21 protein-coding genes and 1 tRNA gene are annotated in these 23,140 nt (G+C 58.6%); 16 read left to right on the forward strand and 6 right to left on the reverse strand.

Annotated features, from left to right (window positions below):
* Positions 1-22: 22 nt before the first annotated feature.
* From ABLU73_RS05280 to yejF, 7 genes are all read left to right on the forward strand, one after another.
* Positions 23-736 (forward strand): phosphatase PAP2 family protein, encoded by a 714-nt coding sequence (locus ABLU73_RS05280; protein WP_004201651.1) that lies wholly within the window; start codon positions 23-25, stop codon positions 734-736.
* 427 nt (positions 737-1,163) lie between these two features.
* Complete coding sequence (mepS, locus tag ABLU73_RS05285) at positions 1,164-1,733, forward strand: bifunctional murein DD-endopeptidase/murein LD-carboxypeptidase (protein WP_004201653.1); 570 nt, start codon at positions 1,164-1,166, stop codon at positions 1,731-1,733.
* 187 nt (positions 1,734-1,920) lie between these two features.
* Positions 1,921-3,483 carry a cyclic di-GMP phosphodiesterase gene (locus ABLU73_RS05290; RefSeq protein ID WP_004201655.1) on the forward strand — a complete coding sequence of 521 codons (1,563 nt, stop codon included), beginning with the start codon at positions 1,921-1,923 and terminating at the stop codon, positions 3,481-3,483.
* 68 nt (positions 3,484-3,551) lie between these two features.
* Positions 3,552-5,357 carry an extracellular solute-binding protein gene (locus ABLU73_RS05295; protein WP_348850073.1) on the forward strand — a complete coding sequence of 602 codons (1,806 nt, stop codon included), beginning with the start codon at positions 3,552-3,554 and terminating at the stop codon, positions 5,355-5,357.
* 9 nt (positions 5,358-5,366) lie between these two features.
* Positions 5,367-6,461: a microcin C ABC transporter permease YejB gene (locus ABLU73_RS05300; protein WP_264924454.1), complete on the forward strand. Its 1,095-nt coding sequence runs from the start codon at positions 5,367-5,369 to the stop codon at positions 6,459-6,461.
* The gene (locus tag ABLU73_RS05305) at positions 6,461-7,486 is read left to right on the forward strand and encodes a microcin C ABC transporter permease (RefSeq protein ID WP_048325169.1); all 1,026 of its coding nucleotides are present in this window, start codon (positions 6,461-6,463) and stop codon (positions 7,484-7,486) included. Before ABLU73_RS05300 ends, ABLU73_RS05305 begins: the two co-directional genes overlap by 1 nt.
* 1 nt (position 7,487) lies before the next feature.
* Positions 7,488-9,077 carry a microcin C ABC transporter ATP-binding protein YejF gene (gene yejF, locus ABLU73_RS05310; RefSeq protein WP_065878340.1) on the forward strand — a complete coding sequence of 530 codons (1,590 nt, stop codon included), beginning with the start codon at positions 7,488-7,490 and terminating at the stop codon, positions 9,075-9,077.
* A 3-nt stretch (positions 9,078-9,080) separates the two neighbouring features.
* Here yejF and ABLU73_RS05315 read toward each other — a convergent pair whose 3' ends face one another.
* From ABLU73_RS05315 to rsuA, 3 genes are all read right to left on the reverse strand, one after another.
* Positions 9,081-9,425 (reverse strand): YejG family protein, encoded by a 345-nt coding sequence (locus ABLU73_RS05315; protein ID WP_002912974.1) that lies wholly within the window; start codon positions 9,423-9,425, stop codon positions 9,081-9,083.
* 330 nt (positions 9,426-9,755) lie between these two features.
* On the reverse strand, positions 9,756-10,952 hold the full coding sequence (locus tag ABLU73_RS05320; RefSeq protein ID WP_004201661.1) for a Bcr/CflA family multidrug efflux MFS transporter: 1,197 nt from the start codon (positions 10,950-10,952) through the stop codon (positions 9,756-9,758).
* Positions 10,949-11,668: a 16S rRNA pseudouridine(516) synthase RsuA gene (rsuA, locus tag ABLU73_RS05325; RefSeq protein WP_064178377.1), complete on the reverse strand. Its 720-nt coding sequence runs from the start codon at positions 11,666-11,668 to the stop codon at positions 10,949-10,951. Before rsuA ends, ABLU73_RS05320 begins: the two co-directional genes overlap by 4 nt.
* Before the next feature lie 147 nt (positions 11,669-11,815).
* Here rsuA and ABLU73_RS05330 point away from each other — a divergent pair, with 147 nt between their 5' ends.
* Together ABLU73_RS05330 and rplY are read left to right on the forward strand one after the other, a co-directional pair.
* Positions 11,816-13,573 carry a DEAD/DEAH box helicase gene (locus tag ABLU73_RS05330; protein WP_094334369.1) on the forward strand — a complete coding sequence of 586 codons (1,758 nt, stop codon included), beginning with the start codon at positions 11,816-11,818 and terminating at the stop codon, positions 13,571-13,573.
* 136 nt (positions 13,574-13,709) lie between these two features.
* On the forward strand, positions 13,710-13,994 hold the full coding sequence (rplY, locus tag ABLU73_RS05335) for a 50S ribosomal protein L25 (RefSeq protein ID WP_004201664.1): 285 nt from the start codon (positions 13,710-13,712) through the stop codon (positions 13,992-13,994).
* Positions 13,995-14,052: 58 nt separating this feature from the next.
* Here the strand turns inward: rplY and ABLU73_RS05340 are convergent, their stop codons facing one another.
* Positions 14,053-14,940, reverse strand: coding sequence for a LysR family transcriptional regulator (locus ABLU73_RS05340; RefSeq protein ID WP_080828021.1), 888 nt, complete (start codon positions 14,938-14,940; stop codon positions 14,053-14,055).
* Between the two features lie 103 nt (positions 14,941-15,043).
* Here ABLU73_RS05340 and ABLU73_RS05345 point away from each other — a divergent pair, with 103 nt between their 5' ends.
* Positions 15,044-16,330 (forward strand): serine hydrolase, encoded by a 1,287-nt coding sequence (locus ABLU73_RS05345; protein WP_348850074.1) that lies wholly within the window; start codon positions 15,044-15,046, stop codon positions 16,328-16,330.
* 20 nt (positions 16,331-16,350) lie between these two features.
* On the opposite strand, the gene ABLU73_RS05350 is transcribed toward ABLU73_RS05345, so the two are convergent.
* A complete protein-coding gene (locus ABLU73_RS05350) occupies positions 16,351-16,947 on the reverse strand; it encodes an NUDIX domain-containing protein (protein WP_048295223.1) in 597 nt (198 codons plus the stop codon).
* 81 nt (positions 16,948-17,028) lie between these two features.
* Between ABLU73_RS05350 and ABLU73_RS05355 the strand changes: the two genes are divergently transcribed.
* Complete coding sequence (locus ABLU73_RS05355; protein WP_114466034.1) at positions 17,029-17,796, forward strand: DeoR/GlpR family DNA-binding transcription regulator; 768 nt, start codon at positions 17,029-17,031, stop codon at positions 17,794-17,796.
* A gap of 13 nt (positions 17,797-17,809) precedes the next feature.
* On the opposite strand, the gene yejK is transcribed toward ABLU73_RS05355, so the two are convergent.
* Complete coding sequence (gene yejK / locus ABLU73_RS05360; RefSeq protein WP_004144267.1) at positions 17,810-18,817, reverse strand: nucleoid-associated protein YejK; 1,008 nt, start codon at positions 18,815-18,817, stop codon at positions 17,810-17,812.
* Between the two features lie 186 nt (positions 18,818-19,003).
* Here yejK and ABLU73_RS05365 point away from each other — a divergent pair, with 186 nt between their 5' ends.
* The 5 genes from ABLU73_RS05365 (at position 19,004) to eco (ending at position 23,123) form a co-directional block, all read left to right on the forward strand.
* Entirely contained in the window at positions 19,004-19,231 is a 228-nt protein-coding gene (locus ABLU73_RS05365; protein ID WP_004195346.1) for a YejL family protein, read from the forward strand.
* Positions 19,232-19,249: 18 nt separating this feature from the next.
* On the forward strand, positions 19,250-21,010 hold the full coding sequence (gene yejM, locus ABLU73_RS05370) for an LPS biosynthesis-modulating metalloenzyme YejM (RefSeq protein ID WP_048295224.1): 1,761 nt from the start codon (positions 19,250-19,252) through the stop codon (positions 21,008-21,010).
* A 76-nt stretch (positions 21,011-21,086) separates the two neighbouring features.
* Positions 21,087-21,163: transfer RNA gene (locus ABLU73_RS05375), tRNA-Pro, on the forward strand.
* A 185-nt stretch (positions 21,164-21,348) separates the two neighbouring features.
* Complete coding sequence (locus tag ABLU73_RS05380) at positions 21,349-22,458, forward strand: AI-2E family transporter (RefSeq protein WP_004201670.1); 1,110 nt, start codon at positions 21,349-21,351, stop codon at positions 22,456-22,458.
* A 173-nt stretch (positions 22,459-22,631) separates the two neighbouring features.
* The gene (eco, locus tag ABLU73_RS05385) at positions 22,632-23,123 is read left to right on the forward strand and encodes a serine protease inhibitor ecotin (RefSeq protein WP_004201671.1); all 492 of its coding nucleotides are present in this window, start codon (positions 22,632-22,634) and stop codon (positions 23,121-23,123) included.
* The last annotated feature ends 17 nt before the right edge of the window (positions 23,124-23,140 follow it).

The following is a 23,140-nucleotide window of genomic DNA, read 5'->3' on the forward strand; positions in this document are numbered from 1 at the left end:
CGCCGACTGTCACAAAATCGCAATGGCTATGATGAAAAACCGAATTCCTTTAATCTTGCTGCTAAACATCGCGGGTGTGGCGCTATTTTGCTCCTGGTATCTGCCAGCCAACCACGGCGCGTGGGCGCCTGTTGACTCCGCGATCTTCCATTTCTTTAACCATGGCGTCAGCGTCAGCCGCGCTTACGCCTGGCTGCTGGCGATCATCAACAATCGCGCCTTCGACGCCTGCTCGCTGCTGGCTATGGGGTGCCTGATGCTTAGCTACTGGCTCAAGGCGCCGGCGGCAGGCCGTCGTCAGATCGCCATTATGGGCCTGGTGATGCTGCTGGCGGCGGTGATCATCAACCAGCTGGCGCAGCACCTGATGCCGGTTCAGCGCGCCAGCCCGTCGCTGTTTTTCAGCGATGTAACCCGCGTCAGCGACGTCGTTAACTTCCCCACTAAGGATGCTTCCAAGGACAGCTTCCCCGGCGATCATGGGATGATGCTGCTGATCTTCGCGAGCTTTATGTGGCGCTATTTTGGTCGCCGCGCGCTGGCCGTGGCGCTGGTGATATTTGTGGTCTTTGCTTTCCCGCGGGTGATGATTGGCGCCCACTGGTTCAGCGATATTGCCGTCGGCTCGCTGACCGCCGTGCTGATTGGCGCGCCCTGGGTATTGATGACTCCCCTGAGCGATAAACTGATCGCCTTTTTCGATCGCTACTTACCCGGTGGAATATCAGCCAAATAATGTCTCCGGCAGTCGCCAGACTCATTATCTATAAGGGGACCTTTTGGGTCCCTTTTTTTCAATTGTCCTTTTTTTCTACATCACGTTCATCTTCTTGTCACATTAATCCCGTGACAAATGAAGGAATTGTCTGTTTTTTGCCCGATATTGTCGCTATTTTGGCCTTTCCCGATGATTCACTTTTTGTCACCAAAATACTTATAAGAAATCGCGCAAAACCGCTCGCCATGCGGCGTTTGATAGGGTAATCTCGTTCTCGTTTTGCCTTTTCCGCAACATTAATTCAAGGCGTGAATAAAATTGTGCGTGACTGCACAAATTTAAGCTTAAGGAATTGTCTCATTGCGGATGGGTATTTAGGCTCTAACACGTTTGGCATTTTTTATAACGACATTGTCGTTAAGGACAACAAGGGAAAATAAACAGCATGGTCAAATCTCAGCCGATTTTGAGATACATCTTGCGGGTAGCCCCCGCGATTGCAGTAGCGGTTCTGCTTTCCGCGTGTAGTTCAACAAGTACCGCCAGGAATATGCATTCTGAGACGCATGCTGTGGGTAGTGGCGATTTATCATCACTGCAAGCCTCTCAGGATGAATTTGAAACGATGGTCCGTAACCTGGACGTGAAGTCCCGTTTAATGGATCAGTATGCCAGCTGGAAAGGCGTGCGTTACCGCCTCGGCGGCAGCACCCGCAAAGGTATCGACTGCTCGGCGTTCGTGCAGCGCACCTTCCGCGAACAATTTGGTCTGGAACTGCCGCGTTCAACTTCTGAACAGCAGGAAACCGGAAAATCGATTTCCCGTACCCAGCTGCGTACCGGCGATCTGGTTCTGTTCCGTGCCGGTTCTACCGGCCGCCATGTAGGGATCTACCTCGGCAACAACCAGTTTGTTCACGCCTCTACCAGCAGCGGGGTGACTATCTCCAGCATGGATGAGCCATACTGGAAAAAGCGCTACAACGAAGCGCGTCGAGTCCTGAGCCGCTCGTAAACTGTCCTCTACCGCCGCCGGTTATCCCTTGGCTGGAAGCGGGATAAAAAACACTGCCCCGGCAGTGTTTTTTTTTGCCACCTGATTCTGAACGACGCAAAATAAGCTATGTCTTTTAAGTGGGAATGAGAAAAACGACGACTGACAACCCGTTGCTGCGCATCAATAACACGGAAAGACTATAGCTATGCTGACTCGCTACTTTTCGCCCCAGCGTAAAACCTGGATAACCAGCTTGTGCGTGGGAGTTATCGTCGCGCTACTGGCCGGCAGCATTCAGTTTATGGTGATTTACCATAACCGGGCGGAGCGTTTCGACGCCATTATCAACAACGTTAATACCTATCTGAAGAGCTACTTTCACGACCTGCGGCAGACCATCGACGGCCTGCAGCCGCTGGTGGACCAGCCCTGCGAGAATATTGACTCCGGGCTCACCTCCCATGCCGCTTTCAGCCCTAACGTCCGCGCCTTTCTGCTGGTCAAAAACGGCGTGGCCTTTTGCTCCTCGGCAACCGGCGCCATGGATACCCCCCTCACCCAGCTGATCCCGGCCATTGATATCCGCAAACCCCTTGATATGGCCATTTTGCCGGGCACGCCGATGATGCCGAAGAGCGCGGCGCTGGCGTTGTGGGTAGGAAAACCTGGTGATAAAAACAGCGGCATTTTCGTGTCGATTAACGCCAATCTCACACCGTATATCCTCTATTCTGCACGGCAGAATGATTTCAGCGGCATTGCGCTGGCCATCGATCACACCGCCATCTCCACCTTCAGTAACCGGCTGGTGGATCCGCAAACGCTGCATGACGCGCCGATCCGCCAGACACAGATCGAGGGTTTACCGCTGAAGGTCTACCTGTATGCCAACAGCTGGCTGGCGGAAAATACGCAGTTTGCTCTGCTGCTCGGGGTGGTGTGCGGCCTGCTGGCGGGGCTGCTCTGCTATTACGTGCTGACGATCAAATCCGATCCGCGAAAATCCATTCTCCTGGGGATCAAAAACAACCAGTTCTACATCGTCTATCAGCCGGTGGTGAATGCTCAGACCTTGCGGATCATGGGCGTGGAGGTTCTGATGCGCTGGCGCCATCCGGTGGTGGGCGAAATCCCGCCTGACATCTTTATTAACCTCGCGGAAACCCAGCAGATGATCGTGCCGCTGACCGATCACCTGCTGGCGCTGATCGCCCGCGACGCGCCGGCGCTGCAGCGTATTCTGCCGCGCGGCGTCAAGCTGGGGCTGAATATTTCCCCTGCGCATCTGCAGGCCGACAGCTTCCGCGACGATATGCTGCGCTTCACCGCCGCCCTGCCCGCCGGCCATTTTCACGTGGTGCTGGAGGTGACCGAGCGGGCGATGATTGATAAAGAAAAATCGATGGCTAACTTCGCCTGGCTCCACCGCCAGGGATTCGAAATCGCGATTGATGATTTTGGCACCGGGCATAGCGCGCTGATCTATCTTGAGCGCTATAACTTCGACTATCTGAAGATCGATCGCGGCTTTGTGCAGGCGATTGGCACCGAAACTGTTACCTCGCCGGTGCTGGATGCGGTGCTGACCCTCAGCCGCCGGCTGAAATTAATGACCATCGCCGAAGGGGTGGAGACCCAGGAGCAGGCGGAGTGGCTCCGCGCTCAGGGGGTTCATTTCCTGCAGGGGTACTGGATCAGCCGGCCGCTGTCGCTGGCGGCGCTGGTGGCCGCGCACGATGAACCCGCGAACTATTTCACAACGCGTTAAGTCTCACTTATGATGCGGGAACAGAAGTCGGCCATGGGGGCCGGCTATGACGGGGTATTCTGCCGCCTATGTATGCGCGACTTTTTCTGCTTCTGCTTGCTCTGTTTAGCCTGAGCGCTAACGCGCAATCCATTCAGGAAAGCGTCGCCTTCGCGATTATCGGCGAGCCCAAGTACGCCGCCGGTTTCAGCCATTTTGATTATGTCAATCCACAGGCGCCGAAAGGCGGTACCCTCACCCTGGCGGCAATCGGCACCTTCGACAACTTCAACCGCTATGCGCTGCGCGGCAATCCCGCGGTACGAACTGAGGCGCTCTACGATGCCCTGTTCACCACTTCGGATGATGAGCCCGGGAGCTATTATCCGCTGATTGCCGAGCGGGCGCGCTACGCCGGGGACTATTCATGGATGGAGATCGCTCTCAACCCCCGCGCCCGTTTTCACGACGGCACGCCAATCACCGCCCAGGATGTCGCTTTTACCTTCAAGAAGTTTATGACCGAAGGGGTGCCGCAGTTCCGCCTCTTTTATAAAGGCACCACCGTGAAGGCCATCGCGCCGTTGACTGTGCGTATCGACCTCGGCCAGCCCGGTAAAGAGAACATGCTGAGCCTGCTGAGCCTGCCGGTGATGCCCGAGGCGTTCTGGCGTCATCACAAACTCAGCGACCCGCTGTCAAAGCCGCCGCTGGCCAGCGGGCCCTACCGCATCAGCGCCTGGCGGATGGGACAGTATATTACCTATTCCCGGGTCGCCGACTACTGGGCGGCCGACCTGCCGGTCAACCGCGGTCGCTGGAACTTCGATACGCTGCGCTATGACTATTATCTTGACGACAACGTCGCTTTCGAAGCCTTTAAAGCCGGGGCCGTCGACCGCCGGGAAGAGACGGTCGCCAAAAACTGGGCCACCCGCTACGTCGGCCGCAACTTCAGCCGCGGCTACATCATCAAAGAGGAGTATGCCAACACCTCGGCGCAGGATACCCAGTGGCTGGCGTTCAATATCCAGCGCCCGGTATTCGCCGATCACCGGGTGCGGGAGGCTATTACCCTGGCGTTTGATTTTGAATGGATGAACAAAGCGCTGTTCTACAGCGCCTATCAGCGCGCCAATAGCTATTTCCAGAACACCGAATATGCCGCCCGCAGCCTGCCCGACGCGGCCGAACTGGCCCTGCTGACGCCGATGAAAAACGAACTGCCCCCCGAGCTCTTCAGTCAGGTTTACCAGCCGCCGGTCTCCCGCGGCGATGGCTTTGACCGCGCCAACTTACTCAAAGCCGACGCCCTGCTCAACGCGGCAGGCTGGACGGTGAAGAACCAGCGCCGGGTTAACGCCGCCACCGGCAAGCCGCTGCGCTTTGAGCTGCTGATGCCGGCCGGAAGCAATGACCGCTGGGTGCTGCCGTTCCAGCACAACCTGCAGCGCCTGGGGATCGTCATGGATATTCGTCAGGTGGATAACTCGCAGTACAGCAACCGCCGCCGCAGCCGCGATTACGACATGATGCCAAGCCTGTGGCGTGCCATGCCCTGGCCGGGGACCGACCTGCAAATCTCCTGGGCGTCAGACTATATTCACTCCAGCTACAACGCGCCGGGGGTGCAGAGTCCGGTGGTAGATAAACTGATTGCGCAGATCCTGCAGTGGCAGGGTAATAAGCAGAAGCTGATCCCGCTCGGCCGGGCGCTGGACCGCGTCCTCACCTGGAACCACTATATGTTGCCGATGTGGTATATGGCGCAGGACCGCACCGCGTGGTGGAATAAATTCTCGTTCCCGAAAACCCGCCCCATTTATTCGTCCGGCCTTGATACCTGGTGGTATGACGCGAACAAAGCGGCCACCCTCCCCGCGGACAGACGCTAAGGACATACCATGGGCAGTTACCTGATCCGCCGTTTGCTGTTAGTGATCCCCACCCTGTGGGCCATCATCACCATTAACTTTTTTATTGTGCAGATCGCCCCCGGCGGCCCGGTCGACCAGGCCATCGCCGCCATCGAATTTGGTCAGCACGGCGGAATGCCAGGCGCCGGCGACGGTGGGATGGGCGCCAGCCATGCCCGCACCGGCGCCGGCAATATCAGCGAGGGGCACTATCGCGGCGGGCGCGGCCTCGATCCGGAAGTCATCGCCGAGATCACCCACCGCTACGGCTTCGACAAACCGCTGCACGAGCGCTACCTGAAGATGCTGGGCGATTATCTGCGCTTTGATTTTGGCGACAGCCTGTTTCGCAGCGCCTCCGTACTGCAGCTGATTAAAGACAGCCTGCCGGTCTCGGTGAGCCTCGGGCTGTGGAGCACGCTGATCATCTATCTGGTCTCCATTCCGCTGGGCATCCGCAAAGCCGTCAGCAACGGCAGCCGCTTTGACATCTGGAGCAGTACGCTGATTATCATTGGCTATGCGATCCCCGCCTTTCTGTTCGCCATCCTGCTGATCGTGATTTTTGCCGGCGGCAGCTATTTCGACCTTTTCCCGCTGCGCGGTCTGGTCTCGCCAAACTTCGACACCCTGCCGTGGTATGAAAAGATCCTCGACTATCTGTGGCACATCACCCTGCCGGTGCTGGCGACGGTGATCGGCGGCTTCGCCGCCCTGACCATGCTGACCAAAAACAGCTTCCTCGAGGAGATCCGCAAACAGTATGTGGTTACCGCCCGCGCCAAAGGCGTCGGGGAGAAACAGATCCTCTGGGGACACGTGTTCCGCAACGCCATGCTGCTGGTGATCGCTGGTTTCCCGGCCACCTTTATCAGTATGTTCTTTACCGGCTCGCTGCTGATCGAAGTGATGTTCTCGTTGAATGGTCTGGGGCTGCTGGGCTATGAAGCGACGGTCTCCCGCGACTATCCGGTGATGTTCGGGACGCTCTATATTTTCACCCTGATCGGCCTGCTGCTTAATATCGTCAGCGATATCAGCTATACGCTGGTCGACCCGCGTATTGATTTTGAGGGCCGCTAATGTCGTTCTTCAGTCCCGTTAATCAGGCCCGCTGGGCGCGCTTTCGCCACAATCGTCGCGGTTACTGGTCGCTGTGGCTGTTTTTAATTCTCTTCCTCTGCAGCCTGGGGGCTGAGCTGCTGGCCAACGATCGGCCGCTGCTGGTGCAGTACCGGGGCCAGCTGTACGTCCCGGTATTAAAAAACTACACCGAGCAGACCTTCGGCGGCGCATTCGCCACCGCCGCTGACTATCAGGATCCGTGGCTGCAGCACCAGCTGGCCAGCCACGGCTGGGCGCTTTGGCCGCCGGTGCGCTTCGGCGCGACGACGATCAATTTTGCCAGCACGGTTCCTTTTCCCTCGCCGCCCTCGGCCAGCAACTGGCTCGGCACCGACGCCAACGGCGGCGATGTGCTGGCGCGGATCCTCTATGGGACGCGCATCTCGGTACTCTTTGGCCTGCTGCTGACGCTGTTCTCCAGCGTGCTGGGGGTGCTGGCCGGGGCGATCCAGGGTTATTACGGCGGTAAAATCGACCTCTGGGGGCAGCGTTTTATCGAAGTCTGGTCCGGCATGCCGACGCTGTTTCTGATCATTCTGCTCTCCAGCGTCGTGCAGCCGGGCTTCTGGTGGCTGTTGGCGATCACCGTCCTGTTTGGCTGGATGACACTGGTGGGCGTGGTGCGCGCTGAATTTCTCCGCACCCGCAACTACGACTACATCCGGGCGGCGCAGGCGTTAGGGGTCAGCGACCGGCAGATCATCCTGCGGCATATGCTGCCCAACGCGATGGTGGCGACCCTCACCTTCCTGCCTTTTATTCTCTGCAGCTCTATTACCACCCTGACGTCGCTGGATTTTCTCGGCTTCGGCCTGCCGCTTGGCTCGCCCTCACTCGGCGAGCTGCTCCTGCAGGGCAAAAACAACCTGCAGGCGCCCTGGCTGGGTATTGCCGCGTTTCTTTCCGTCGCCATGCTGCTGACGCTGCTGATTTTCATCGGTGAAGCGGTTCGCGACGCCTTTGACCCCAGTAAGGCGGTGTAATATGACCCACCCGCTGTTAGCTATCGACAATCTCTCTATCGCCTTTCGCCAGCAGGGCGAGACGCAGACCGTCGTGCATAATCTGTCGCTCGAAGTGGCGGTCGGCGAAACGCTGGCCCTGGTGGGAGAATCCGGCTCCGGTAAGAGCATCTCCGCCCTGTCGGTGCTGCGGCTGCTCCCTACCCCGCCGGCAAGCTACCCCAGCGGCGATATCCGTTTTCATGGCCAGTCGCTGCTGCATGCTGATGAGGCGACCCTGCGCGGCGTACGCGGCAACCGGATCGCGATGATCTTTCAGGAGCCGATGGTGTCGCTCAATCCCCTGCACACCCTGGAAAAACAGCTCTACGAGGTGCTGTCGTTACACCGGGGAATGCGCAAAGAGGCGGCGCGCGGGGAGATCCTCGACTGCCTGGAGCGCGTCGGGATCCGTCAGGCGCCGCGGCGGCTGGCGGACTATCCGCACCAGCTCTCCGGCGGCGAGCGCCAGCGGGTGATGATCGCCATGGCGCTGCTGACGCGCCCTGAGCTGCTGATCGCCGACGAGCCGACCACCGCCCTCGATGTGTCAGTGCAGGCGCAAATTCTGCAGCTGCTGCGCGAGCTGAAGCGGGAGCTGAACATGGGGATGCTGTTTATTACCCATAACCTGAGCATCGTCCGCCAGCTGGCTGACCGGGTGGCGGTAATGCAGAACGGCCGCTGCGTGGAGCACAATCACTGTCGGGCGCTGTTCAGCGCGCCGGCTCATCCCTACACCCAACGCCTGCTGGATAGCGAACCGGACGGTGAGCCGGTGCCGTTGGCCGTCGATGCCCCGTTGCTGCTGCAGGTGGACGATTTAAACGTGGCATTTCCTGTTCGCAAAGGGATCCTGCGCCGGGTTGTCGATCACCATCGGGTGGTCAACAGCCTCAGTTTTCAGCTGCGCGCCGGCGAGACGCTGGGGCTGGTGGGCGAATCGGGATCGGGGAAAAGCACCACCGGTCTGGCGCTGCTGCGCCTGATCTCATCCGAGGGCAGGATAACCTTTACCGGTCAGCCGATTCAGGGGCGTAACCGTCGACAGCTGCTGCCGCTGCGCCGACAAATGCAGGTGGTTTTTCAGGATCCGAACTCGTCGCTCAATCCGCGCCTGACGGCGCAGCAGATTATTGAAGAAGGATTGCGCGTCCATCAGCCGACGCTGACGGCAGTCGAACGCGAACAGGCGGTGATCCTTGCCATGCAGGAGGTCGGGCTCGATCCGGCCAGCCGCCAGCGCTACCCGGCGGCATTCTCCGGCGGCCAGCGCCAGCGTATCGCCATCGCCAGAGCGTTAATCGTCAAGCCACAGCTGATCGTCCTCGACGAGCCGACTTCCTCGCTGGATAAAACCGTTCAGGCGCAGATCCTGAATCTGTTGAAAGCATTACAGCTGAAGCATCAGCTGGCCTATATTTTTATCAGCCATGATTTAGGCGTGGTGCGCGCGCTGTGTCACCAGGTGATGGTGCTGCGGCAGGGAGTGGTGGTTGAACAGGGCGAGTGCCAGTCCGTCTTCAGCGCGCCCAGGCATGAGTATACCCGCCAGCTGCTGGCGCTAAGCTGACGGTCAGAAAGGGTTATTGCCGGAGAAGGGCTCGGCGATCGCCACGCCAAAATTTTTCAGACGACAGGTGGCGGCAAACTCATCCTGCAGATTAACGAACAGGCAGGGTTCGCCTTCGCACTCAAGAACGGAACAGTCGACTTCGATGTCGCTTAACGCCTGGCTGAGCTTATGCATCACCGGCCAGGCTTTTTCACCGTCCGGACTCAGCAGTTTCAGGGCGACGAGACTGTTTTCGTTCTGCGCGCCGTTTTGCGGAATCGGTTCAACTCTGGAACCCGCAAAACCGGCCAGCCAGCGATAGCTCTGCGGCAGACGGTGTACGATAGAGAGTTGTTGTGTATTCACGTGGTTTCCCCGGAAGCAAAAGGCTTCACAATAAATTTACATCAATATTAACACACTGTTGACAAATAGTCCTACTCAGACGCAGAAAACGTTTACAGCCGCGTCGGACCAGGGTTAAGCGCTTATATTCCAGCGTGTTATTTTTTAACCCGGCAAGCCGATTGGCGCTATATGTACCCGTTTCTGTGATCCAAAACAACTTTTTTATCGCAACAATGCGACTTTTTACACTAATTGATTTTACATAAAGGAAACAAATCACAGAACCCTGAAGCCCATTACGGTTGACATGCATCAAGAAAGGGGCGATTTCGCCCCTGAAAATGTGACCTAGCGTGCGATTTTTCGCCGGCGGGAAGCGTAAAGCGAGAAGAAAATAGAGCTGGTGGCGCAGAAGGCGATAGAGATCAGCATCGGCCAGGCGGTGGTAAAGGTCGCCATCGACAGCAGCGCGCCGATAATCGCCCCGATACCAAAGCGGAAAGTCCCCGCCAGCGACGAAGCGGTGCCCGCCATATGCGGAAACTCATCGAGGATCACCGCCATAGCGTTAGACGACACCATCGATACGCAGCCAACGAAGGCCGCCACGCCGATCACCAGCGACCAGAAACCGACGTCGAGCAGCGCGCAAACCACCATCCACACCGCCATGGCAAACTGGATCCACAGCCCGGCGCGGAACATGCGCAACGCCCCTACCCGCCGCACAAACCGGCTGTTGAACATGGTCATCAGGAACAAAAAGACAATGTTCAGCGCAAAATAGTAGCCAAAGTGCTGAGGCGCAACGTGGTTAATATTGATATAGACGAAAGGCCCGGCGCTTAGGAAAGAGAACATGCCCGCGAAGCTAAAGCCGCTCGCCAGCATATAGCTCAGGACCCGCTTATGGCGGAACAGGGTGGCAAAGTTACCCAGCGTGGTGCGCAGGTGGAACGGCTGACGCCTTTCAGCCGGTAGCGTTTCGCGGATAAACAGGCCGATCATCAGCGAGGCCAGCAGGGCCACCAGGGCAAGGATCCAGAAAATGGCATGCCAGCTGAACCAGACCAGCACCGCCCCGCCGACCATCGGCGCCACCAGCGGCGCAATGGTCGTCACCAGCATGACAAACGACATCATCCGCGAAAACTCATCTTTCGGATAGATGTCGCGCATCAGGGCGTTAATCACCACGCTGGCCGCCGCGGCCGCCAGACCGTGGAAGAAGCGCATGGCGATCAGCATCTCGATGGTCTGCGACAGGGCGCAGGCCACCGCGGCCGCCGCGAAGACCAGCGTTCCGCCGAGGATCACCGGCTTGCGGCCGAGGCTGTCAGCCATCGGACCGTACAGCAGCTGACCCAACGCAAAGCCGAGGATATAGGTGCTGAGGGTCATCTGCGCGCTGCCGTCCGGCACGTGGTACTGGGCAGCGATCACCGGCAGGGCCGGGAGGTACATATCGATCGACAGCGGCATCAGCATGGCCAGCAGGCCAAGGATAAACACAATCCCCAGTGAAGAATTCTGCTTCAGCGTCACGTTTTACTCCGTGGCTGCGGGGCGCCCACGCTGGCAATTTCCGCTTCCGTCAGCGGACGATATTCACCCGGCGCCAGCGATTCATCCAGCTGGATGTCGCCGATGCGTTCCCGATGCAGGCCAACCACGTGGTTACCCACGGCGGCGAACATGCGTTTCACCTGATGGTAGCGGCCTTCGCTGATGGTGAGGCGCACTTCGGTCGGAGTGATCACTTCCAGCACCGCCGGTTTGGTGAGATCTTTTTCGTTATGCAGCTGGACCCCTTTGGCGAACAGCTCCGCGGTCCCTTCCGCCAGCGGGCTTTCCAGCGCCACCAGATAGGTTTTTTCACAATGGTGGCGTGGCGAGGTAATGCGGTGCGACCACTGGCCGTCATCGGTCATCAGCACCAGTCCGGTGGTGTCGATATCCAGCCTTCCGGCGGCGTGCAGCTTATGCGCCACCGGCTCGTCGAGGAAATAAAGGATAGTCGGATGATCGGGATCGTCGGTGGAACAGACGTACCCTTGCGGCTTGTTGAGCATAAAATAGCGCGGGCCGTTCTGCTGGGTCAGCGTGTTTCCGTCATACTCCACCTCGTGCTCCGGCTGAAGCTTAAAGGAAGCATCTTTTACAATGTCGCCGTCCACGGTAACGCGGCTGCCGCGGATTTCACGCCCGGCAATAGCCCGGCTGACGCCAAGCTGCTGAGCGATAAACTTATCAAGTCGCATGAGATTTTTTTAGCCTGTCAAAGTGCTGGAGCGGGCAAATCGCCCGAAAAAGAAGAATTTCACTGGCTAGTATAACGGGCTCTTAACACCACTCAAGGGAAAAGATTCATGGCATACTATTCGCGAGTTAATTAGCCCCGTGAATTCATGACTTTTACATTACGTCCTTACCAACAAGAAGCCGTCGATGCCACCCTCGCCTGGTTCCGTCGCCATACCGAGCCGGCGGCGATTGTCCTACCCACCGGCGCGGGCAAAAGCCTGGTGATCGCCGAGCTTGCCCGCCTGGCCCGCGGCCGCGTGCTGGTGCTGGCCCACGTCAAAGAGCTGGTGGCGCAGAATCATGCCAAATACTGCGCCCTTGGCCTCGAGGCGGATATCTTTGCCGCCGGTCTGCAGCGAAAAGAGAGCCACGGCAAAGTGGTGTTCGGCAGCGTACAGTCGGTGGCGCGCAATCTCGACCAGTTTCGCAGCGAATTTTCGCTACTCATCGTCGATGAATGCCACCGCATCAGCGATGATGACGACAGCCAGTATCAGCAGATCATCGGCCACCTGCGGCAGGTTAATCCGCAGATCCGGCTGCTCGGCCTGACGGCCACTCCGTTCCGCCTTGGCAAGGGCTGGATCTATCAGTTCCACTACCACGGGATGGTGCGCGGCGATGAAAAGGCCCTGTTCCGCGACTGCATCTATGAGCTACCGCTGCGCTATATGATTAAGCACGGCTACCTGACGCCGCCGGAGCGCCTCGATATGCCGGTGGTGCAGTACGATTTCAGTCGCCTGCAGGCGCAAAGCAACGGCCTGTTCAGCGAAGCCGATCTTAACCATGAGCTGAAAAAACAGCAGCGTATCACCCCACATATCGTCAGCCAGATCGTGGAGTTCGCCGAAAGCCGCAAAGGGGTGATGATCTTCGCCGCCACCGTGGAGCACGCCCGGGAAGTGACCGGCCTGCTGCCGGCAGGCCAGGCGGCGCTGATCACCGGGGAAACCCCGGGTCCGGAACGGGATCGCATCATCGAGGCGTTTAAAGCGCAGGAGTATCGCTATCTGGTGAACGTCGCGGTGCTGACCACCGGCTTCGACGCCCCGCACGTCGACCTGATCGCCATCCTCCGCCCCACCGAGTCGGTGAGTCTTTACCAACAGATCGTTGGCCGCGGCCTGCGCCTGGCGCCGGGAAAAACCGACTGCCTGATCCTCGACTACGCCGGCAACCCGCACGACCTGTACGCCCCGGAAGTGGGAACGCCGAAGGGTAAAAGCGACAACGTGCCGGTGCAGGTCTTCTGCCCGGCCTGCGGCTTCGCCAATACCTTCTGGGGCAAAACCACCGCCGACGGCACCTTGATTGAGCATTTTGGCCGCCGCTGCCAGGGGTGGTTCGAAGATGACGACGGCCACCGCGAACAGTGCGACTTCCGCTTTCGCTTCAAAAACTGTCCGCAGTGCAACGCGGAAAACGATATCGCCGCCCGCCGCTGCCGGGAGTGCGACACCATTCTGGTTGACCCGGACGATATGCTGAAGGCGGCGCTGAAGCTGAAGGACGCGCTGGTGCTGCGCTGCAGCGGCATGGCCCTGCAGCATGGCGGCGACGAGAAAGGCCCGTGGCTGAAGATCACCTACTACGATGAGGACGGCGCCGACGTCAGTGAGCGCTTCCGTCTGCAAACGCCCGCCCAGCGTACCGCCTTTGAGCAGTTGTTTATCCGTCCGCATACCCGCACGCCGGGGGTGCCGCTGCGCTGGATAACGCCGGCGGATATCGTGGCCCAGCAGACGCTGCTGCGCCATCCGGACTTTGTCGTCGCCCGCATGAAAGGCCAGTACTGGCAGGTGCGGGAAAAAGTGTTCGATTATCAGGGGCGTTTTCGCCGCGCCAACGAGCTGCGTTAATCACCCGAAAGCTGAGGTTTTGATTGCCCGGGTGTCGTTTGGCGGCTATAATGCCGCCCGCTTTTGCATTCGCAAAGCAGATAATCCGCCTGTTGCTGGGTCGCCTGTAGCAGGCTTTATATATAGAGAGACATCAATGTTTACTATCAACGCAGAAGTACGTAAAGAGCAGGGTAAGGGTGCGAGCCGCCGCCTGCGCGCAGCTAACAAGTTCCCGGCAATCATCTACGGTGGCGAAGCTGCTCCGGTTGCTATCGAACTGGACCACGACAAAGTATGGAACATGCAGGACAAAGCTGAGTTTTACGGCGAAGTTCTGACCGTCGTGGTTGATGGCAAAGAAGAAAAAGTCAAAGTTCAGGCTGTTCAGCGCCACGCGTTCAAGCCGAAACTGACTCACATCGACTTCGTTCGCGCGTAATCGCCGATAGCAAGTTGTATGGCAAGCGCCCCGGGGTCTTCGGCTCCGGGGCGTTTTGTTATCCGCGCCGCCAAAGCTCCGGCGCCTCGTCCACGATGTCGCTAAGCATCCGATGCTTATTCATTCCGGGCAGCCAGAGCATCACCATGGTGACGTTCAGCCCCTGACTGCCGACCTCCGTCGCGATTTCACTGACTCCCTGCCACTCGCCTGGCCGCAAATGGTCCGGTAAAAACCCCCAGCCCCTCCCCTGCTCCAGCGCATGGCGCAGCAGAGTAATTTCGTTCATATACAGCGTATGGCCGGAGATCTGCAGCCGGCGGGCAATCTGATCGTCACTGCGCCGGTGCATCACTAACTGCGGCGTCAACGAAAGATTCAATAGCGTCAGCGGCCGCGGAGCGTCGTGGAACAGACTGTCCGCCGCGTAGAAACGCAGATCCACGGTGCCGAGCGCCCGCCACTCCATTTCGCTCCCCAGCGTGCGGTTGTTAGCCTGGCACAGCGCCATATCCGCCACGCCATCGCTCAGCGCCTGCTCGGCTTCGCGCCGCGAGGCGCTCCAGCAGCTCAGGCGGATCTGCCGCCGGGCCAGCGTATCGGCCAGCGCGCAGAGAAAATCACGTGGGATAAAGGGATCGTACACCAGACGCAGCGCCTGTCCGGTGGTTTGCGGCAGCGTTTGCGCAAAAGACTCGAAAGCCTGCGCCTGGCGCAACAGCAGATGCGCCTGACGAAAAAGCTGCTCGCCTTCGGCGGTTAAGATCAGGGTACGCCCTTCCCGGCTGAACAGATGGTAACCCAGCGCGTCTTCCAGATAGTCCAGCAGATCGCGCAGCGTGGTTCGGTCTTTACCTAACCGAATGGCCGCCCGCGACAGGCTGCCGGTCTCGGCGATAGTGGCGAATGCTTCAATCTGCGCGAAAGAATATTGCAGGGTTTTCATCCTTCTCTCCCTTACGGGGGAAAATCCCCCCTGTGCTGATTTTAGCCGGCGCGCGCCGATTTATATACTGCGCAGCGAATCTATGGCAAACGAGGAAAGGAAGATGATAAGAAAACCACTGGCCCTGGCGTTAATCCTGGCGGCGCTGCCGGCGGCGGCAATGGCGCAAAACTGCGGCGGCCTGACGCTGGATGTCTGCCCAACGCCTTACGATCAAACGCTACCCGCGGCCAAAGACATGCTCAGCTGGGATCAGACTTCACGCGTGATTGGCTTTCGCAATGACTATCGCAACTATGCCGGGGATGTCTTCCGCCACGGCGCCTCAGTGCCGCTGGAACGCGCTGAAAAACAATTGACCGATGCCCGCTATACCCTTAACGGCCACACCTGGACCCTGCAGGATTACCTGAAGCGCGAGAACGTCAGCGGTATGCTGGTGCTGAAAGACGGCAAAGTCGCCTGGAAATATCTTGGCGACGGCAACACCGATACCACCCTGTGGACCTCACGCTCGGTGGGAAAATCGGTGGTCTCGACGCTGGTGGGTATCGCCATTCAGCAGGGTAAGATACACTCCCTCGATGATCTGATTACCGTTTATGAGCCCGAACTGAAAGGCACCGCCTGGGACGGCGTGACGCTGAAGCAGTTAATTCAGCACACCAGCGGTGTGGAATGGAATGAAGACTACACCGACCCGCAGTCGCACTTCGCCCGCCTGACCCAGTGCGAGGCGCAGCACGGCGCCTATGCCTGCGTGCGCAAGATCGTCACCGGCCTGGCGCGCCAGCATCCGGCGGGGGAGCAGTGGTCCTACTCTTCCGGCGGCGCCTGGCTGTTGGGCGATATCCTGGAGCGCGCCACCGGTATGCCGCTGGCCGCCTGGCTTGAGCAGTCGCTGTGGCAGCCCGCCGGGATGGCCCACGACGGCGTATGGCATGCTTATCAGCAAGGGAAGCATGATGTTGGCGCCCATGGCTTTAACGCCACCCTTGAAGACTGGGGCCGCTTCGGCGAATTCGTCGCCCGCGATGGTCGGTTAAGCAACGGCAAACAGCTGGTGCCTGCGGGCTGGTTCGATCAGGCCGCAAGCTGGACCACAGCGCTAAACTCGGTCTCGGCGGCGCATCCGCAAGGTATCTACGGCTATCAGTGGTGGAATAACGCCATTCCGGCGAATGCGCAAAACGTCCAGCCGACGCCGCAGGAAGGGCTGAAGGACTCGCTGTGGGCGCTGGGTATCTACGGCCAGGTGATCATGGTGAACCGCGCGGAACACCTGGTGATCGTCCAGTGGTCGACCTGGCCGCAGGCGGAACCCTCCTTTAACGCCCAGCCGCTGGAAGCGGCGCTGATGTACAGCGCCATTGCCCGCGAGCTGCGTTAACCCCCCCAGCTCCTTGCCGCTCAGCCGGCGAGGAGCGTGTCGGCATTCAGCGCCAGGTGCTGCAGCAGGATAATGGTTTTGGCATCCATGATCTCGCCATCGCGAATGGCCTGCAGCGCCCGCGCCAGCGGCCACTCCAGCACTTCAATGTCCTCACCTTCCGCCGCCAGCCCGCCGCCCTCTCCCTGCCGGTCATCGGCCTGATATTCGGCGATAAAAAAGTAGAGTTTTTCGGTGACAGATCCGGGGCTCATAAAGACGGTGAAGACGGGCTCGATGCGCGTCACCCGAAAGCCGGTCTCCTCTTCCGCTTCGGCAACGATCCTCGCCTCCGGCGAGGCGTTATCCAACAGCCCGGCCGCCGCTTCAATGAGATATCCGTCGTGACCGTGAGTAAACACCGGAAAACGGAACTGACGAGTCAGGACCACCGTTCGCTTTTCCCGGTTGTAGAGTAAAATGACCGCGCCGTTGCCGCGATCGTAGGCCTCGCGGCTCTGCTCCTGCCAGCGTCCGTCCCGGCGCTGCAGTTCAAAGGTATATTTTTTCAGCGTGTACCAGTTATCAGAGAGCAGCGTCTCGCGAATGTGGCGGACGTGCGGTGCATGAGTTTGCATGTTATATCCCCTTTAAGATGACAACAGGCACCATAACATGCATAATAGTGCACAAACAAGATCACTCGTGAAGGAAAAATCATGCTCGCCAGTCAACGAAAACAGCAAATCCTGCACATCCTTGCGGAGGAAAAACAGGTGATGTCCGGGGAGCTGAGCCAACGGTTTAACGTCTCAGAGGACTCCATTCGCCGCGACCTGCGCGAGCTGGCGGCGGAAGGAAAACTGCAGCGGGTCCACGGCGGGGCGCTGCCGGTCTCCGCTGCCATCGCCCCTATTGAAACACGCAAAAGCGTGCAAATCGCCTCCAAGCAGGCGGTAGCGCGCGCCGCCGCCGCCCGGATCCAGCCTGGACAGGTGGTGATTGTCGATGGCGGCACCACCACCGCGGCGATGATCGGCTTCTTACCCGCCGACCTCAGCTGCACGGTGGTCACCCACAGCCCCGGCATCGCCGTGGCGCTGGTCGATCACCCGCGAATCGAGGTGATCCTGCTTGGCGGCAAAGTGTTTAAGCATTCAGTTGTCGCCGTCGGCCCCGAAACGCTGGAAGGAATGGCGCGGATCAACGCCGATGTGTTCTTTATGGGGGTGACCGGCGTCCACCCGCGAGCGGGTTTTACCACCGGTGATTATGAAGAGGCAGGCATCAAGCGCGCGCTGGCGGCCAGGGCCGCGGAAACCGTGGTGATGGCCTCCCGGGAAAAGCTCAACGCCGCGTCGGCCTTTGCCATCGGCGAGCTGAACCTCGCCAGTACGCTTATCGTCGATGGGGATCCCGACGCCGCGCTGCGCCAGCAGCTGGTGCAGCGCGGCGTGGAGATCGTCCCCGTTCAGCGGTCGCGCTGACGGGGCGCGGCGCTTAGTTGCCGCCGGAGGTCCGGCGCTGCAGCTGGTCGCGCAGGTTCGGCGGGGTGCCCTTAATGGTCAGAGTATCGGTGGCGGGATCCCAGAATACGCGTTCGCCCAGCAGCATCGCGTCGAAGTTAATGGTTAAACCGCCGCCGCTGCCGGCAAACTTGGTCAGCTGGCGTAAGGTGCTGCGATCCGCCGGGAAGCTCTCTTCCAGTTCGTAACCCTGTTCGGCGGTGAATTCCTGGAAGCTCTTTTCGCTGACGCCGGCCAGCTCTTTGGACAGCGATTCCAGCTCAATCTCTTCCCCGGCCTGCAGCTGTTCGTTGCAGTACGCATAGACCTGCTGACGCACATTCTGTCGCTCGGATTTATCAAGCTGCGCGTCGGCGGCGAAGTCGTCCACCGCCTGCAGCAGGCCGCGGTTCTGCGCTTTGGCGTTGAGGCCTTCGCTGGCCCCGAGGAAATCCATAAAGAAATCGGCCACTTTGCGCCCCACCCGCCCTTTCAGGAAGGTTAAGTAGCGAGTCGACTCCGGGTTGGTTTCCCACTCGGTCAGATCGATGCGCGCGACGATATCGGCATGGTTAATATCCAGATAATGGGTCGAGCGGATATCCAGCTCTTCGTTGACGCGCATACTGCTCAGGTTATTGAGCACCGCCACCAGCAGATACTCGACCGCCAGGTAACGATACTGGCAGAAGAGGACAATGCCCCCTTCGGCGAACGGGTATTTCGCCAGCTCATCGCGTAGGCGGCCGGTCGCCGCGCGGCTGAACGCCAGAAACTCCTCTTCGCCCTGACGCTGCAGGCGCAGCGCCTGCGCCAGTTCGCTCTCTTCATTGAACAGCCCATAGGCTTTGCTTTTGGCGCTATAAACCCGGTGCAGTTCAGCCATCATCTCGACGACCGTCGCGTTCGGCTCCAGCAGTGACTCGCGCAGCACCAGCTCCAGATTTTGTTCATCACGTTTGATTAACTGATGCAGGGCAATCTGGTCGATATCCAGACTCATGTTAAACTCTCCTTTTAGACCGGGCGGTATTCAACCACCGCCGGGTAGCCGACGCAACTGGCGCCACACATTTCGACGTCATGACTGACGATCGGTGCGCTTTTGCGCCGCGGCGAAAAAATGCGGAAAAAAAGCTGCTGCTACGGTAATATGTTGCCCTTTCACGAACAAACAGATTTTGAGTTTATGCCGCAAATTTCCCGCTATAGCGATCAACAGGTCGAACAGTTGCTCAGCGAGCTGACGAACGTCCTGGAATCACACAAAGCCCCGGTTGACCTTTCACTGATGGTGTTAGGCAATATGGTGACCAACCTGATCAACAGTAGCGTCGCGCCGGCGCAGCGTCAGGCCATCGCCCGTTCTTTCGCGCAGGCTTTGCAATCTTCGATTAACGACGATCCAGCGCATTAAGGATAACAGCAACAGTATATGGTGACTCTACGTCAGCCCTACCGAGAAAAAGTCTCCCAGATGGTTAGCTGGGGGCACTGGTTCGCCCTGTTCAACATGTTGTTGGCCATGGTGCTCGGCAGCCGCTACCTTTTTGTCGCCGACTGGCCGACGACGCTTGCCGGACGACTCTTTTCGTACGTCAGTCTCGTCGGGCACTTCAGCTTCCTGGTGTTTACCAGCTATGTGCTGATCCTCTTTCCGTTGACCTTTATCGTGGTCTCGCAGCGCCTGATGCGCTTCCTGTCGGTGATCCTTGCCACCGCCGGGATGACGCTGTTGCTGATAGACAGCGAGGTCTTTACCCGCTTCCATCTTCATTTAAATCCGGTGGTCTGGGAGCTGGTCATCAACCCTGACCAGAATGAGATGGCGCGCGACTGGCAGCTGATGTTTATCAGCGTCCCGGTCATCTTTTTGATTGAAATGCTCTTCGCCACCTGGAGCTGGCAAAAGCTGCGCAGCCTGACGCGCCGCCGCCATTACGCCCGCCCGGTGGCCTGGTTCTTCTTTTTGTCGTTCGTCAGCAGCCACCTGGTCTATATCTGGGCGGATGCCAACTTCTATCGCCCGATCACCATGCAGCGAGCGAATCTACCGCTTTCCTATCCGATGACCGCCCGTCGTTTCCTTGAGAAACATGGCCTGCTCGACGCCCAGGATTATCAGCGTCGCCTGGTGGAACAAGGGGCGCCGGAGGCGGTATCGGTCCAGTATCCGCTCAGTAACCTGCGCTACCGCGACCTCGGCGCGGGCTATAACGTGTTGCTGATCACCGTCGACAACCTGAACTACTCGCGGTTTGAAAAGACGATGCCGGCGCTGGCGGCGTTTGCCAAAGAAAACGTCAACTTTACCCAGCATATGAGCTCGGGCAATACCGCCGACAGCGGCCTGTTTGGCCTGTTCTACGGCATTTCGCCAGCCTATATGGACGGTGTCCTCTCGGCGCGTATTCCCGCAGCGCTGATCACCGCCCTCAACCAGCAGGGCTACCAGCTGGGGCTGTTCTCTTCCGATGGGTTTAGCAGCCCGCTGTATCGCCAGGCGCTGCTCTCCGACTTCTCGCTGCCGAGCGCGAAGACCCAGAGCGACGAGCAGACCGCCAATCAGTGGATCAGTTGGCTGGACCGTTACGCGCAGGATGAGAATCGCTGGTTCTCGTGGATCTCGCTGAATGGCACCACTCTCGACGACACGCAGCAGCAGAACTTTGTCCGCCGTTATAGCAAGGCGGCAGGCGACGTTGATGCCCAGATCGATCGGGTGCTGAACGCGCTGCGCGAAGCCGGCAAGCTCGATAATACGGTGGTGATTATCACCGGCGGCCACGGCAAGCCGCTTAACGTCAAACACGACTCATTCGACTGGTCGCGCGAGCAGCTGCAGGTGCCGCTGGTTATTCACTGGCCGGGCACGCCAGCCCAGGAAATTGCCACCCTGACCGATAACAAAGATGTGATGACCACGCTGATGCAGCGCCTGCTTCACGTTTCGACGCCGGCCAATGAGTATTCGCAGGGTGAAGATCTGTTCAGCGCCGCGCGGCGTCGGAACTGGGTCACCGCGGCCAACGGCGATACGCTGGCCATTACCACCCCGACCATCACCGTGGTCCTCAACCATAACGGCACCTACACCACCTGGAGCCGCGACGGCGAGAAAATCAAAGATCAGAAACCGCAGCTCAGCCTGTTGCTGCAGGTCCTGACCGACGAAAAACGCTTTATCGCTAACTGATTGATTAATTATGAATCAATCGCGCGCGACCCGCTTGCATTCGCCTGGGGAACGGGTAATATTGTTCCCCACGCGTCGGCACGTAGCGCAGCCTGGTAGCGCACCGTCATGGGGTGTCGGGGGTCGGAGGTTCAAATCCTCTCGTGCCGACCAAAAATCCCAGAGAAACCAGCCTTTTAAGGCTGGTTTTTTTATGTCTCTCTTTTACGCCCGTCCCCCACCTCGTTGAATTTGTGCCCTTTCCGCACCACAGCGTATAGAGTACGACTATCCTGATGGTAAATTACGTCGTAGCATCTATTATTCGACCGTATGACTCATAAGCAGGAGCGGATGACATGAGAGTTAATGGACTTACCAAAGGATTTTTCATCCTTATCGTCTTCATTGTAACCCTGGCCTTTTTTGATGTTCTCTCACCCTACTATTCCGCCATTCTCTGGGCCGCGATCCTCGCGGTGATTTTTAATCCGGTCAAAAACAAAATTCGCACCCGCCTCGGCGAGCGTAATGGCCTGGCGGCGCTGATGACCATCGTCATTATCTGCCTTATCGTGTTTACGCCGCTGGCGATTATCCTGTCGTCACTGGCCTACGAGCTGAACGTGGTGTACAGCAAACTGCAGCATAACGATACCCAGTTCCCGACGGTGGTCGCCAGCCTGATTGCCCACCTCCCCGGCTGGGCCAGAAGCTTCCTGGCAGAACATAACCTTGATAGCGCGCAGCAGATCCAGCAGCAGCTCTCCGATGTCGCCCTGAAAGGTGGCCAGTATCTGGCCGGCAGCGCGTTTCTGATTGGCAAAGGGACCTTTGGCTTTACCGTCAGCTTCGGCATCATGCTGTACCTACTGTTTTTCCTGCTGAAGGATGGACCTTACCTGGTGCTGTTGATCCTCGAATCTCTGCCGTTATCCAGCTATGTGAAGCAGCACCTGTTCGCTAAGTTCGCCGCAGTGGCCCGCGCCACGGTAAAAGGCACCGTCGCCGTGGCGCTGGCGCAGGGGGCGCTGGGCGGCTTAGCCTTCTGGATCGCCGGTCTGGACGGCAGCATTCTCTGGGGGGCGCTGATGGCGTTCCTGTCGCTTATCCCGGCGGTGGGCTCGGCCATTATCTGGGTGCCGGCGGCTATTTACCTTTTTGCTACCGGCCAGTTGTGGCAGGGCGCCTTTATCGTGGGCTTCTTTGTCGTTGTGATTGGTCTGGTGGACAATATTCTGCGTCCGCTGCTGGTGGGCAAGGATACCAAGATGCCGGACTACCTGATCCTGATCGCCACTTTAGGCGGCATGGAGATCTACGGTATCAATGGATTCGTGATCGGGCCACTGATCGCCGCCTTGTTTATCGCCTGCTGGAATTTGCTGTCGGGACGGGAACATGCTGGCAACACCGATGAAATCGATGAAGAGTTTATTGAGGAAGCAAAAAATAGCCGTACTGAATAGCTTCTCCGGCAGGCGTCTGGCGGCCCGCCAGCGCCACTGTCGCGCTCTGAACGCTGCCCTTTTGCCAGTAGATAACACTATTCACTTTGCAAAAAATGGTAAATAAATCTTAACATTCAGCTAAGTGATGATAGGCTATCCCTGTCAGGAACGAAAATAAAGGATGATCAACCGTGAAAAAAATCACTACGCTAGCCGTTTCTCTGCTCACCGCCGCCTGCATGTCTGCCGGTGCCCTGGCCGCAGACCAGCCGCTGGAAAAAGTCGCGCCGTTCCCGAAAGCGGAAAAAGGCATGAAGCGTCAGGTTATTCAGCTGCCGCAGCAGCAGGATGAGTCGGCGTTGAAGGTTGAGCTGATGATCGGCCAGACGCTGGAAGTCGACTGTAACCACCATCGTTTTGGCGGGCAGCTGGAAAGCAAAACCCTGGAAGGCTGGGGTTATGACTACTATGTCTTTGATAAGCTGAGCGGCCCGGTATCCACCATGATGGCCTGCCCGGACGGCAAGAAAACGAAGAAATTTGTTACTGCCGGCCTCGGCGATGACGCTATGCTGCGCTACAACAGCAAGCTGCCGATCGTCATCTACACGCCGACTAATGTCGATGTAAAATATCGCATCTGGCGCGCCGACGAGACTATCGGCAACGCCGAGATCCGCTAAGGCGCGCAATTAAATCA

Source organism: Klebsiella sp. GG_Kp175, assembly GCF_040062325.1.
In the GTDB taxonomy this organism is placed as follows: Bacteria; Pseudomonadota; Gammaproteobacteria; order Enterobacterales; family Enterobacteriaceae; genus Klebsiella; species Klebsiella quasipneumoniae.